The sequence below is a fragment of the Paenibacillus sp. NEAU-GSW1 genome (assembly GCF_009737085.1).
Classification (GTDB): domain Bacteria; phylum Bacillota; class Bacilli; order Paenibacillales; family Paenibacillaceae; genus Pristimantibacillus.
This window is the reverse complement of the sequence record NZ_WOVL01000024.1, coordinates 39,012-51,792: the sequence shown is the minus strand read 5'-3', so window position 1 is coordinate 51,792 and position 12,781 is coordinate 39,012. Positions and strand designations below refer to the sequence as shown.

General features: G+C 50.4%; 13 protein-coding genes. 10 read left to right on the top strand and 3 right to left on the bottom strand.

Going from position 1 to position 12,781, the window contains the following annotated elements; translation table 11 throughout:
* Nucleotides 1-127 precede the first annotated feature (127 nt).
* Entirely contained in the window at nucleotides 128-1,291 is a 1,164-nt protein-coding gene (locus tag GOM71_RS17815; protein WP_156283483.1) for an ROK family transcriptional regulator, read from the bottom strand.
* Nucleotides 1,292-1,476: 185 nt separating this feature from the next.
* On the opposite strand from GOM71_RS17815, the gene xylA reads away from it, so the two are divergent.
* Together xylA and xylB are read left to right on the top strand one after the other, a co-directional pair.
* Nucleotides 1,477-2,790 carry a xylose isomerase gene (xylA, locus tag GOM71_RS17810; protein ID WP_156283481.1) on the top strand — a complete coding sequence of 438 codons (1,314 nt, stop codon included), beginning with the start codon at nucleotides 1,477-1,479 and terminating at the stop codon, nucleotides 2,788-2,790.
* 20 nt (nucleotides 2,791-2,810) lie between these two features.
* On the top strand, nucleotides 2,811-4,307 hold the full coding sequence (xylB, locus tag GOM71_RS17805; RefSeq protein ID WP_156283479.1) for a xylulokinase: 1,497 nt from the start codon (nucleotides 2,811-2,813) through the stop codon (nucleotides 4,305-4,307).
* A 98-nt stretch (nucleotides 4,308-4,405) separates the two neighbouring features.
* Here the strand turns inward: xylB and GOM71_RS17800 are convergent, their stop codons facing one another.
* Complete coding sequence (locus tag GOM71_RS17800; RefSeq protein ID WP_156283477.1) at nucleotides 4,406-5,305, bottom strand: helix-turn-helix domain-containing protein; 900 nt, start codon at nucleotides 5,303-5,305, stop codon at nucleotides 4,406-4,408.
* Between the two features lie 211 nt (nucleotides 5,306-5,516).
* Between GOM71_RS17800 and GOM71_RS17795 the strand changes: the two genes are divergently transcribed.
* Nucleotides 5,517-5,894: a hypothetical protein gene (locus GOM71_RS17795; RefSeq protein WP_156283475.1), complete on the top strand. Its 378-nt coding sequence runs from the start codon at nucleotides 5,517-5,519 to the stop codon at nucleotides 5,892-5,894.
* A gap of 61 nt (nucleotides 5,895-5,955) precedes the next feature.
* On the opposite strand, the gene GOM71_RS17790 is transcribed toward GOM71_RS17795, so the two are convergent.
* Nucleotides 5,956-7,248: a BaiN/RdsA family NAD(P)/FAD-dependent oxidoreductase gene (locus tag GOM71_RS17790; RefSeq protein WP_156283473.1), complete on the bottom strand. Its 1,293-nt coding sequence runs from the start codon at nucleotides 7,246-7,248 to the stop codon at nucleotides 5,956-5,958.
* Nucleotides 7,249-7,391: 143 nt separating this feature from the next.
* Between GOM71_RS17790 and GOM71_RS17785 the strand changes: the two genes are divergently transcribed.
* From GOM71_RS17785 to acpS, 7 genes are all read left to right on the top strand, one after another.
* Entirely contained in the window at nucleotides 7,392-8,246 is an 855-nt protein-coding gene (locus tag GOM71_RS17785; protein WP_173275769.1) for an alpha/beta hydrolase, read from the top strand.
* Between the two features lie 109 nt (nucleotides 8,247-8,355).
* On the top strand, nucleotides 8,356-10,023 hold the full coding sequence (locus tag GOM71_RS17780; RefSeq protein WP_156283469.1) for an ATP-binding protein: 1,668 nt from the start codon (nucleotides 8,356-8,358) through the stop codon (nucleotides 10,021-10,023).
* A 70-nt stretch (nucleotides 10,024-10,093) separates the two neighbouring features.
* Nucleotides 10,094-10,222 carry a spore protein gene (locus GOM71_RS24135; RefSeq protein ID WP_216651769.1) on the top strand — a complete coding sequence of 43 codons (129 nt, stop codon included), beginning with the start codon at nucleotides 10,094-10,096 and terminating at the stop codon, nucleotides 10,220-10,222.
* Between the two features lie 12 nt (nucleotides 10,223-10,234).
* Nucleotides 10,235-10,618: a DUF3905 domain-containing protein gene (locus tag GOM71_RS17775; RefSeq protein ID WP_156283467.1), complete on the top strand. Its 384-nt coding sequence runs from the start codon at nucleotides 10,235-10,237 to the stop codon at nucleotides 10,616-10,618.
* Between the two features lie 127 nt (nucleotides 10,619-10,745).
* Nucleotides 10,746-11,180, top strand: coding sequence for a BrxA/BrxB family bacilliredoxin (locus GOM71_RS17770; RefSeq protein ID WP_156283465.1), 435 nt, complete (start codon nucleotides 10,746-10,748; stop codon nucleotides 11,178-11,180).
* Between the two features lie 24 nt (nucleotides 11,181-11,204).
* A complete protein-coding gene (nadE, locus tag GOM71_RS17765; protein WP_156283463.1) occupies nucleotides 11,205-12,014 on the top strand; it encodes an ammonia-dependent NAD(+) synthetase in 810 nt (269 codons plus the stop codon).
* Between the two features lie 154 nt (nucleotides 12,015-12,168).
* Entirely contained in the window at nucleotides 12,169-12,567 is a 399-nt protein-coding gene (gene acpS / locus GOM71_RS17760) for a holo-ACP synthase (protein WP_156283461.1), read from the top strand.
* Nucleotides 12,568-12,781 lie beyond the last annotated feature (214 nt).

Below are 12,781 nucleotides of genomic sequence, written 5' to 3'. Positions count from 1 at the left end.
AAGCCTATCCCTTGTTTTGGTGTTTGGTGGTACCAACATCTTATCAAGGAATGGCTTTTTATTTTATAGGTTATGGCGATCGGAAGAACATTCAAATGCGCAGGTTGCTTTTAACCTAATCCCTCATCTAGCTGGTTCTCATGGTGGCGATGAAGCTGCTGATCGCGTAGTAAGCCGCACCTCTAACAGCTGATTGATCCTGAAGCTCGGCGAAAAGAAGCTGCAGCCTCTCGCGATGATAAGGCAGCGTGCGGCGCGCGACGGATGCTTGCACCGCTGCTTCAAGCCATGTTTTAGCCCGGCTCATTCGATTGCCGATAATGACAACGTCGGGATTGAAGACGTTGACGATATTCGATATGCCCGCGCCCAAATAATCGCCGATCGAATGGAACAGCTGGCGAACCTCGATATTGCCGTCTTCCGCCGCTTGAAGCAAATCCTCAAGATTGTCGAAGCCGAGCGGCTCGGCTCTCTCGAGCAGCGCGTTCTCCGAAGCATACAATTCCCAGCATCCTTCATTGCCGCAGCGGCAAGGCTTGCCGTCATAGGCGATAGATAAATGGCCAAGCTCGCCGGAGAAGCCGGACGCGCCCTTATACAATTCTTTATTTAGAATGATGCCGGTACCGATGCCAATGCCAACGCTGACGTAGATTTGATGCGCAATGCCGCGTCCTGCTCCGTATTTCTGTTCGCCTTGCGCGCCTGCATTTGCTTCATTGTCGATGGTGACAGGAACTTGAAACTGTTCTTCGAGCAAACGCTGCAGCTCGACCTGCTTCCAATCCAGATTGGGCGCGAACAGCATAGCGCCCTTGTCGTCGACGATGCCGGGCGCGCCGACGCCGAGGCCGACAATGCCGTAACGGCTGTCCGGGGCTTGCTGAATTAGCTCGGAAATGCATTGAACAAGTTGTTCGAGGGTATACTCAAAAGGGTGTTTTTTGAGACGGCGCTGAATTTCAGCTACAACATTGCCGTCCAAGTCGGTCAGAATACCGCGAATATAATTAACGCCTAGATCGATGCCAACCGCATAGCCGGCTTGTCCGTTAAAAAGCAGCATAACTGGCTTTCGGCCGCCGCTCGATTGTCCCGGTCCAATCTCAAGCACAAGATCGTTGTCGATCAAATCTTGCACGAGGCTGGAGACCGTTGCTTTGTTGAGACCCGTCAACTCGGATATTTGAGCGCGAGAGAGGTTGGCGTTTTTACGAACCGCGTCCAGCACGATGGAAGTGTTTATTTTTTTAATGAGCGTCAAGTCGCCAGTGGTTGTTACCTTCAATGAAAATAGCCTCCGTCCGTTAATCCGTTCTATGTCATTGTAACACAAGCTGTTCTAAAATAAGGATACCACAAAACTTTGTTTGTTTAATAGACAAACTAAGTCTAGTCATGTTATGCTCTAGGTGAACGTTTTCAAGAAAACCAAATCAACCATTTTACTATTCTAAGGGAGGCCATTTATTCATGACTTACTTCGCGAATATCGGCAAAATTCAATTCGAGGGCAAAGGCTCCAACAATCCGCTTGCATTCAAACACTACGATCCAAACCAAGTTGTTCTGGGCAAAACGATGGAAGAGCATTTGCGCTTCGCAGTTGCTTACTGGCATACATTCAACGCTAACGGCGCTGATCCATTCGGCAACGCAACAATGGTTCGCGGCTGGGATAAATTCGACGGTCTGGACCGCGCGAAAGCTCGCGTAGAAGCGAACTTCGAATTCCTTGATAAATTGAACGTTCCTTTCTTCGCGTTCCATGACGTGGATATCGCTCCAGAAGGCAGCACGCTTGCAGAATCGAACAAAAACCTTGACGTCATCGTAGCGATGATGAAAGATCATATGAAACAATCCGGCAAAAAATTGCTGTGGAATACAGTTAACATGTTCTCCAACCCGCGTTTTGTACACGGCGCAGGTACAGCAGTAAATGCTGAAGTTTACGCATATGCTGGCGCGCAATTGAAAAAAGGTCTGGAAGTCGGCAAAGAGCTGGGCGCAGAAAACTATGTATTCTGGGGCGGCCGTGAAGGCTACGAAACGCTTCTGAACACAGATATGGGCTTTGAGCTCGACAACCTTGCACGCTTGTACCATATGGCGATCGCATACGCGAAAGAAATCGGCTTCGACGCGCAATTCCTGATCGAGCCTAAACCGAAAGAGCCAACGAAACACCAATACGACTTCGACTCCGCTACAACAATTGCATTCTTGCAAAAATACGGCTTGAAAGATCATTTCAAATTGAACCTTGAAGCGAACCATGCAACGCTGGCTGGCCACACGTTCGAGCACGAAATCCGCACTGCTGCAATCAACGGCATGCTTGGATCGCTTGATGCGAACCAAGGCGATCTGCTTCTCGGCTGGGATACAGACGAATTCCCTACTGACCTGTACTCGACAACTTTGACGATGTATGAAGTGCTGAAAGCTGGCGGCATCGGCCGTGGCGGCGTAAACTTCGACGCTAAAGTACGCCGTGGTTCGTTCGAAGTTGAAGACTTGTTCCTTGCTCACATCGCAGGCATGGACAGCTTCGCTTGGGGCTTGAAAGCAGCTGCAAAACTGATCGAGGAGAAAATTCTCGACGGCATCGTAGAAAACCGCTACCGCAGCTTCAAAGAAGGCATTGGCGCGGACATCGTTTCCGGCAAAGCTACGCTTGCATCGCTTGAGCAATACACGCTGCAAAACAATCCGATTAAAGTCGAGTCCGGCCGTCAAGAGCGGATCAAACTGATGCTGAGCGAAGTTATTTTCAGCGTTTAATCCGGGAGGATCCCATTCCTATGAGTTATGTTATTGGTGTAGATCTTGGTACGAGCGCCGTTAAAGTGCTGCTCGTTGACCGGGAAGGCACGGTAGCTGCGGAAGCATCGCGCAGCTACCCGCTCTTCCATGAGCATAGCGGCTGGAGCGAGCAGAAGCCGGATGATTGGGTGGATGCGACGCTGGAAGCGCTGAAGGAATTGTCCTCGGCAGCCGGCGTATCCGCCGAACAGATCGAAGGCATCAGCTTCTCCGGTCAAATGCACGGACTCGTGCTGTTGAACGAAGCGGGCGACCCGATCCGCAACGCTATTTTGTGGAACGATACGCGCACGACGGCGCAATGCCGTGAGATTGAAGCGACGCTTGGCGACAAGCTGCTTAGCGTAACGCGCAATCCGGCGCTGGAAGGCTTCACGCTTCCTAAAATTTTGTGGGTTCGCCAATACGAGCCTCAAGCTTTCGCTGAAGCGAAGCTGTTCCTTCTGCCGAAGGACTATGTGCGCTACCGGTTGACCGGCGAGCTTCACATGGATTACTCCGATGCGGCGGGCACACTCATTCTCGATGTAGCCGGCAAGAAGTGGAGCAGCGACGTGCTTGCTGCTTTCGGACTTCCGGCAAGCTTCTGCCCGCCGTTAGTTGAATCGCATGGTCTCGTCGGCACGCTGCTTCCTGAAGCGGCGGCTGCTTCCGGCCTGCTTCCTTCGACGAAGGTGTTTGCCGGCGGAGCGGACAACGCTTGCGGCGCAATCGGCGCAGGCATCCTGAGCGAAGGGCTGACGCTTTGCAGCATCGGAACGTCCGGCGTTATTCTCTCCTATGAGAATGACAAGGATAAAGATTTCGGCGGCAAAGTCCACTTCTTCAATCACGGCAAAGAAGATTCGTTCTATGCAATGGGCGTTACGCTGGCTGCAGGCTACAGCCTGAGCTGGTTCAAAAAGACGTTCGCGCCGAACGAATCGTTCGATCAATTGCTTCAAGGCGTCAACGAAGTAAAGCCTGGCGCGAACGGTCTGCTCTTCACGCCGTATCTTGTCGGCGAGCGGACGCCTCATGCCGATCCTGCCATTCGCGCAAGCTTTATCGGCGTAGACGGCTCGCATGAGCGAATCCATTTCGCACGTGCGGTTATGGAGGGCATTACGTTCTCGCTCAACGAATCGGTTGATATGTTTCGCAAAGCGGGCAAGACAGTCGATACGATCGTTTCGATCGGAGGCGGCGCGCAAAATCCGGTTTGGCTGCAAATGCAGGCCGATATTTTTGGCGCCAACGTCGTTGCGCTTGAGAATGAGCAAGGCCCTGGCCTTGGCGCGGCCATGCTGGCAGCTTACGGCTGCGGCTGGTATCCAAGCCTGGAGGCATGCGCACAACAATATGTGAAACACGCGGTTTCTTACGAGCCGCAAGCTGAAGCGGTTGAAGCTTACAAAGGCTTGTTCCGTGTGTATCAGCAGGTTTACGCGCAAACGCGCGGATTGAATGAAGCACTGGTTCCTTACCGGAACTAGAACATCGGCAATACAATGGAATAATCGCGAGTTGATGCCGTTCCTCTTATTTGGAGGAACGGCTTTTTTTCGTATGGGCTTGCTGCGGCAGCGGAACGTTATCGTTTAAAGCTGCTCCAGATCGACTCCGGCTTAACGCCCAGCTCTCCGGCAATCAATTCCGCCGTGAGGCGTTGAGGCTTTTTTATTTTTCCGTTGCGTATTTTGGAGATGGTCGTAAGGGAAATAAGCGTCGATTGGGCGAGTGAAGTGGCTGAAATGTTTTTATTCAGCATAAGCATGCGCAGCTTGTAAGAGGAGTCTTCGTCCTGCGCGTGCAAGTTAAGTTCGGTAATAATGATGGAGAAGCAGCGGAAGCTTTTATTGCCGTTGTAGAACGGCTTGATGATAGCCGAAGCCAAATAAGCTTTGTCGTTAATCGACATACGCAGCTCCATTTGCTCGGCTATGCCGGTTTTGCGGACATTATCCATCACGCGGCGGAGCGGCAATACGCTGTCTTCCGCAATGAAATCAAGTATGCACTGATTGACGAGACTGGAAGTACGCTGCTTGAGAGGAGAGTAGTAGCGTTTGGCGTCAACAATTCGGAATTGCTCGGATACATTCAACGTCATGACGATTTGATTGTCTTGCGCGAAATCGTCGATCCAATTCGATTCGGACAAATCGATGCAGTTGACGATATAGCCAAAGCCGGACATATTGTCTTGCGGCAGCCTTCTGCACGTCAGCTTGACGGGAACGGGGCGAGTCAGGCGCGTAACGAGCTCCCATTCGGCGGAATTGTCAGCGTTATCCTCGGCAAGCGCTGCGGTTAATTGGTGAAAGGACAGGCCTTCTTTGAGAAGGCCGTTCGGATCAATGTCAATCAGCTCGCTTTTCTTATAGCCGGTTAGCAGAGTGAATGAATGATTCACGTCGCGAACGTACCAGCGGTTATGCTCAAATTCTACGATCATCATCGGCTCATTTAGCATGTAGAAAATGTTGTACATCTGGATGACACCACCTTTGAGGGAATATAAAATCAAGTTATGGTAATATTAATCACTAGTTATGTTAGATAAGTTAACGTCAATCGGTTACATTAAATTATAGTGGAAAATAATGAAATGACAATATGTTTTCGCATATAGATGTGGCTGATTTTAGGACAAACTAGTTGAGTGAACGAAGCAAATCAGTTTATGTAGGAGATGAGTGCAGATGAGTTCAGCTATTTTATTCGACTTTGCCGACGCATCGAGCGCGGCGATTGCATGCGATACGCTGCAGGAGCTTGGCTATGAGCCGATGATGCATGAAGCGAATCGGGTACATATTCATGTAGAGGGGGCGGACTTGACGTCTGCGCTTGAAATTGCGCAGGCGCATGGCGGGCGATTGGTGGAGCAGGCCGCTATCGGCTCGGAAGCAGTTACCGATACGGCCTATTCGCTTAATGCGATTACAATACCGGCTCATGTCGTCAATGAAGACTGGAATGCTGCGGATGAAGAAGCGGAAGGTTTGCGCAATTGGAATGACGATAATCATGAGGATTTCGAGCCCGATGACGGCAGCTACGATCATTTTATCGTGTAATCAATTTGAAAAAGCCTGCGCAGGACTCGTTCCTGCGCAGGCTTTTTGCATACTTTTATGATTAGCTCCGAAATAAATCGTTCAATGCGGCCTCGGCCGCGCTTTTGCCGGCGTTATAGCCGGTGCTGAATGCGGCTGTAATGTTATAGCCGCCGGTATATCCGTGTATATCCAGCACTTCGCCGCAGAAATATAATCGCTGCATCAGCTTCGATTCCATGCTGCCGGGATCGATCTCTTTGAGATGGATGCCGCCGCCGGTAACGAAAGCTTCTTCGATCGAAAGCGTGCCGTCAATCGCAACCGGAAAGCGCTTGATACGTTTAGCCAGCTCTAGCCAAGGGCCTTTCGGGATGTTGTCGTAGGTCACGTCGCCGCTAATGCCGCACTGCTGCAACATTAGCTCGAGGATGCGTTCTTGCAAATAGGTTCGCAATACGTTTTTCACTGCTTTTTTCGGGTCTTGTCGGGCAAGATGAAGCGTCTCTTCGTAAACCTCGCTTTCGGTACGATCCGGAAACAAGTCAATGGTGACGAGCGCGGTAGGCTTTTCCTCGCCAGCTTCGAATGCTTTCTTAATTTCTTTCACGACAAACTGGCTGCATCGAAGCGCGGTTGGACCCGACAGGCCAAAATGGGTAAATATCATATCGCCATTATGCGATACGAGCTTTTTGCCCTTGGCATTCCACACGGTCAGCGTTACATCGCGAAGCGACAGGCCTTGAAGCTGCCGGTTCTGAATCCATGCTTCCTTGGAGGTGAGAGGCACTTCGGTCGGGAACAGTTCCGTAATGGTGTGACCGGCTTTTTTCGCCCAAGGATAGCCGTCGCCGGTAGAACCGGTTTGCGGGACGGATTTTCCGCCCGTTGCGATAATGACAGCTTTGGAGGCAATGATATCGCCGGAGGCTAGCCGTACGCCTTTCACGGCTCCTTCTTCATAAAGCACTTCCTTGACAGGCATATTGATACGGATTTCGACGCCTTGATCGCGGACTTTGCCTACGAGCGCATCCACAACCGTCTTTGCTTTATCCGAAACAGGGAACATGCGGCCGTTGTCTTCCTCTTTCAGCGCAATGCCCATTTCCTCGAAAAAGTAAATAATGTCCCGGTTGCCGAATTGAGCAAGGGCGCTGTATAAAAACCTTCCGTTTCCAGGAATATGCTTGATGAGCTCGTCGAGTTCTTTCGCATTCGTAACGTTGCAGCGCCCGCCGCCTGAGATGCCGAGCTTGCGGCCAAGCTTGTCCCCTTTGTCGATCAGCAGTGTTCTTGCTCCGTGCTCGCTTGCGGCAACGGCTGCCATTAGCCCGGAGGGGCCGCCGCCGATAATAATAACATCAAACATTGTTCACTCTGCCTTTCATTCGCTTGATCACTGCCCTCTATTGTAACATGATTTCATCATAAATTTTACAAAGACAAGCATTGCAATGAGAGCGCTTACGTTATAATAACTATATTGAACGGAGACGAAGGGTGGAGATGGGGATGAAACGTTCGGAATGGCACTTGAATGGTATGGAAGGCTCCAGGCTGTATGTCCGGGAATGGGTAGCCGATTCGGATGTTTCCAGCGGGGCGCCTGCCATTCGCGCTGTCGTCTGCTTATTGCACGGAATGGGCGAGCATGGAGAAAGATATGCTCATGTAGCCGAGAGATTGACAGCTGCCGGGTATGCGGTGCTCGCTATGGATCAGGAAGGCCATGGGAAAACGGAAGGAAAAAGAGGGCATATGTCCTCCATAGAGGCGACAGCCGCAAACGTCGGAATTTTACTGGCTGCAGCGGCTGAGCGGCATGCCGGTATTCCTCGTTTTCTATACGGGCACAGCATGGGAGGCAATGTCGCGCTAAACGCCGCATTGCGGCTGAAACCGGACGTTCAAGGCGTCATCGCTGCAAGCCCGTGGCTAAAGCTTGCTTTATCGCCTTCCGCCATTCAATTATGGCTGGGCAAAATGCTTGTGCGGCTCTCTCCTGGCTTGTCCCAATCGACAGGACTGAAGGAATCGCAGCTTTATCGTCCCGGCAGCGCCGGCGTATCGCCGATCGAAGGGGACCGCTTATCCCATAAGCGGATAACGCTGCGCACTTTTCTAAACATTGACGCTGCGGGGGATTGGGCGATTAGACATATCGAACAACTTGAAGCGCCGCTGCTGTTGCTGCATGGAAATGCAGACCTCGTTACATCTTATGACGCAAGCGCTCAGATTGCGGCAGTGCTCGGCGACCGCTGCCAATTCGTGAGCGTCGAAGGCGGATATCACGAGCTTCATAATGATTTGGAATCGGAACGGGTCATTGCGATCATTATCGATTGGATGAATCAACAATTGTAAAAAAAGGTCGTTTATGTTTTAATCGGACTAACAGTAAGTCTATTAATAATACAACAGCTGGGAATGCAGGCAGCCCACCAGAACACGGTTAGAGGGAGACTGATCGTCCGTGCTGAAAGAAACGCTGATTCAATTCATCATTTCCTTAATGCCGGTTTTTGCATTTCAACTTTGGCATAATCGAGAACGAAGCTGGAGCGGTATTCCGGCCTTTCTAACCATTGTCAGCTGCATATCAATGGTATTTTGCATGCTTGTTTCCGTTCGTTTAAACGGCTATGATCTGAATTTTCGGATGGTGCCCTTAGTGATCGGTACATTGTATGGCGGTCCATATGCCATGTTCGGTCTCATTTCTATTTACATATGCTTCCGAATTCCAAATATCGACAATTTTTTTGAATTGTCTATTTTGGTCATTTTTATATTATCGTACATTCCTGCTATGCTTCTTATTATGAAGTCGTTTCAACGCGCGCGGCGGGAATCCAAACAACGAATAGCCATTTTATCCTTAGGCGCGTTCGTTATTCTTTATTATATAACGAGCCTGGCTTATTTGATTATTTATGATTTGCCGCTTCTTGATAACTTGATATTCACCAGCTTGCTGCAAATGGTTGGATCGATTGCGGCCGTGTGGGTATCCGTTTTTATTATCGAAAGCTTGAAAGAGAATCGTCAGCTTCACTTCGATTTGAAGCGCATTTCCGTCAATCATCGCCGTGAAGTGGAAAAGCTTCAGCAATTTATTGATGAGACCGCTTTCGCCGTCATGCTCGTTAATCATCATGGCCGGATTACGCATCTTAATGAAATGGGCTATCGCTTATTCCATGCACAGTCGAATATCCATGAACGGGATGAAATTGTCGGCAAATATTTCACCGCCTTTTTTCACAGCACACATCAGGAAACGGACATAAAGCTTCTGCGCGAAGCGTTGAAAGGCAACAATACGCAGCTTGAAACGGTTGTTGAAGACGGCCGGACCCTTGTTAAAAATGCTTTCCCGATCCGTCAAATGCCGGACGGTTTAATTATTACGGGCGCGGCAATCATTGCGCAAGACGTATCGGAGCTATTCTTGCTGCGAAGCGAAGTCGATCGAATGGAGCGCCTGAGCCTCGTCGGACAAATGGCGGCCAGCATTACGCACGAGATTCGCAATCCGATGGCCGTTATACGCGGCTTTGTTCAGCTTTTGAAGGAAAGAAGCCCGGATAATCAGCAGCAATATTACCATATTATAATAGAAGAACTCGACCGGGCGAACTCGATTATTAGCGACTTTTTGTCACTGGCGCAGAACAGGGCTCTCACGATGGAGATGGGCTCCTTGCACGATATCATTCTCGAGTTGAGCCCGTTGCTGGACGCGGATGCCAACATGAGGGGACAGACGATCGAGCTGGAGCTTTGCGATTACATACCGCTCCTCTTGCTTAACAATAAAGAAATTAAGCAACTGCTGCTCAACTTGGCTAGAAACGGCATGGAAGCGATGGGCGATAAAGGCGTGCTCAAGCTGCAGACGAATTATTCCGAGGAGAAGGAGCGAATCGAGCTCCGTATACAGGACCGCGGCGTCGGCATCCCTCAGGAACAGATGAAGCGGCTGTTTGAACCGTTTTTTACGACCAAAACGCGGGGAACCGGTCTTGGCCTGCCGCTCTGCCTAAGCATCGCTGAAAGGCATAACGGCAAAATTGAAGTGGAATCGACAGAAGGTGAAGGTACGACGTTTATTGTCTCTTTTAACCGTAAAACGGCTTGACCAGTCATATCGTGATTCCGATCTGAGCATACTATCGTTGATAAAACTTAGATGACCAGGAGGGATTACGATGACAGAGCGGCAAACAGGCAATAAAACGGCGCCATCGGCTTCGCGCGGCAAAGAAAGGGCGAACGCTGCCCCTGAAGCGCCCGGCTTTGACAAGAAATTGGACGGGCCTAATCGCCCGGCAACCTAGAGGAGCCGGAGGATGGCTTTCAAGGATGATCCGGAGCTCGATCCGTTTGAAATTAATTTTCTTCCCCAGTTTCGCCAAGGAAGAGGAAGCCGTGAGCCATTCGTCAACGAGTATGGCGTCGTAATTGGCGACCATGAGTACGAATCATCCCATTCCCCGCTCAGCGAGTGGAGCGTCGAGACTGATCCCGCTGTCATGGCGGGCGATCAGTGGGTGCATCCTTTTAAGGACGTAGGCTTCCAAACAGCTGCAAACTGCGATCTGTTTGAGCGGGGAATTTCGCCGCAAGGCGGCCTTTTTATGCATCCCGATAAAAATGCGGCATATCGGGCGGTTGAGCATCAGCCTGTCTCGGACGATGCTGCGGAAATCCGTTCTATCGAGCAACCGGAGTGATTTCGCTCCGGTTGCTTTGTTTGATAGACCGATTGGACGCCCGAATGATTGCTCTAGCCGTTTACACTTATAAAATCGGGGGGTATAATAGTAACTAAAATAAAGTAATTTAAAGGAGAGTGTTCATATGTCGATGTCATTTGAAAGATATATGTTAGATATGGTGCAACCAATGCGTGATGATCTTACTCGTATCGGAATTACAGAGCTTCGCACACCGGAAGAGGTTGAAGCAGCGCTTCCTAACGCAAAAGGCACTACGCTCGTTGTTATTAACTCAGTTTGCGGCTGTGCGGCAGGTCAATGCCGTCCAGGAGTGGCGGAAGCTTTGCAGCATGAAGTGACGCCGGATAACCTGTATACGGTTTTTGCCGGTCAAGACAAAGAAGCTACAGCTAAAGCTCGCGAGTATTTCGCTCCATATCCGCCGTCTTCGCCATCCATCGCTTTGTTGAAAGACGGAGAGCTCGTCCATTTCATCGAGCGCCACCAAATCGAGAACCGTTCCGCAGAGGCGATTGCCGACGATCTTACCGATGCATTTGACCGATTCTGCAAGTAATTGCATGCGATAATAGGGGGATCTATGAGTTTACAAAGTGAAATCATCGAACGCCTTGGCGTAAAGCCTGAAATTGATCCGAAAGCCGAAATTCGTCGACGCGTCGATTTTTTGAAGGATTATGTGAAAAAATCGGGCACAACCGGCTTACTCATTGCCATTAGCGGCGGCATTGACAGTGCCGTTGCGACTGGCCTTTGCAAATTGGCGACAGATGAATTGTCGGCCGAGTCCGGCAAGGAATATATGACGCTTGGCGTATTTCAGCCTTACAACGAGCAATCCGATATTGCCGACAGCTATGCGGTTGCGGAAGCGTTCCAACTGAAGCATCGCGCAGAGACGAATATAGGCGAAGCCGTTGATGAAATCGCGATTGAAGTTGAGCACAGCTTCAAATCGCTTGGAATGCCAAGGCATATTAGCCGCGGCGGCAAGGGCAATGTGAAAGCAAGAACGCGTATGGTTATGCAATACGCGCTTGCATTCGATTTGAATCTGCTCGTTGTTGGCACCGACCACGCTTCCGAAGCGATCACCGGCTTCTATACGAAGTGGGGCGACGGCGCGGTCGACATTACGCCGCTTAGCTCGCTCAACAAGCGTCAGGTTCGTCAACTGGCCGCCGAGCTTGGCGTGCCGAGAAGCGTTCTGGACAAGGCGCCTACCGCCGGTTTGTGGGAAGGCCAAACGGACGAAGGCGAGCTTGGCATTTTGTACGATGAGAACAGCGCTTATTTGGAAGGCAAAGAAATCGGCGCTGAAGCGAAGGAAAAGCTCGAAAAGCAATATTTGAAAACAGAGCATAAACGTTCCCCGATCCCAGGGATTTAAACGGAAAAGGGACTCTCGTCGATTGGAACGAGAGTCCCTTTTTTGCATGCTTGCGAAAGCGGGGTTCGTTTGTTCTGATTATCCAAAACTTCAAAGTTTAGCAGTAATAAAGCTGAAAGCAAGCAGACAGCGAGCGGAAGAAAGGGGTGCGGCGATGATAGCTGGCATCGGACATGATATTTCGGACATGGACCGAATTGCCGTCATGATTGATGGACGGCACTGTGAAAGGTTTTTGCAGCGAATATTGACGAGTCGAGAACGAGAGCTTGCTCGCGACTATGAAGGGCAGCGATTGATACAGTTTGCGGCAGGGCGGTTCGCTGCCAAAGAAGCGGTCGTCAAGGCGCTTGGCTGCGGGATCGGCGGGAAAGTTGGATTTGCGGATATCGATATTTTGCGCGATGAAAGCGGCAAGCCGGTATGCGAGTTGACAGATGCGGCATGGCGGCGGCTCGAGCGAAGTCCAACGGAGCTGCGGATTCATGTGACGATTACGCATGACCGCTCTATGGCGTCGGCAGTCGCGATCGCAGAGCGAATTCAGAGGTAGAATCGAATGTTGTTGCTTGGCTAGCGAACCGGATTCGCAGTTTAACGAAGCTATTTTCCTTATTTCAGGGCGAAAATGAATTATTGAGAGCTAGAGCGAAGCTTGCTTCGCTAATTGCGAATAGAAGTTCGCGGATAGCGAAATGGTATTCGTTCTCTTGCTCCAGCTCATCATTCTTCTCGCCAATAGCGAAATTCACTTCGTTAATTTGCGA

What these genes read in the sequence shown, in the direction of transcription:
- GOM71_RS17785 (WP_173275769.1), top strand. Translation starts at nt 7,392, where the DNA reads ATGAAACGTTCGGAATGGCACTTGAATGGTATGGAAGGCTCCAGGCTG.
- nadE (WP_156283463.1), top strand. Translation starts at nt 11,205, where the DNA reads ATGAGTTTACAAAGTGAAATCATCGAACGCCTTGGCGTAAAGCCTGAA.
- xylB (WP_156283479.1), top strand. Translation starts at nt 2,811, where the DNA reads ATGAGTTATGTTATTGGTGTAGATCTTGGTACGAGCGCCGTTAAAGTG.
- xylA (WP_156283481.1), top strand. Translation starts at nt 1,477, where the DNA reads ATGACTTACTTCGCGAATATCGGCAAAATTCAATTCGAGGGCAAAGGC.
- acpS (WP_156283461.1), top strand. Translation starts at nt 12,169, where the DNA reads ATGATAGCTGGCATCGGACATGATATTTCGGACATGGACCGAATTGCC.
- GOM71_RS17775 (WP_156283467.1), top strand. Translation starts at nt 10,235, where the DNA reads ATGGCTTTCAAGGATGATCCGGAGCTCGATCCGTTTGAAATTAATTTT.
- GOM71_RS17790 (WP_156283473.1), bottom strand. Translation starts at nt 7,248, where the DNA reads ATGTTTGATGTTATTATTATCGGCGGCGGCCCCTCCGGGCTAATGGCA.
- GOM71_RS17795 (WP_156283475.1), top strand. Translation starts at nt 5,517, where the DNA reads ATGAGTTCAGCTATTTTATTCGACTTTGCCGACGCATCGAGCGCGGCG.
- GOM71_RS24135 (WP_216651769.1), top strand. Translation starts at nt 10,094, where the DNA reads ATGACAGAGCGGCAAACAGGCAATAAAACGGCGCCATCGGCTTCGCGC.
- GOM71_RS17800 (WP_156283477.1), bottom strand. Translation starts at nt 5,305, where the DNA reads ATGTACAACATTTTCTACATGCTAAATGAGCCGATGATGATCGTAGAA.
- GOM71_RS17770 (WP_156283465.1), top strand. Translation starts at nt 10,746, where the DNA reads ATGTCGATGTCATTTGAAAGATATATGTTAGATATGGTGCAACCAATG.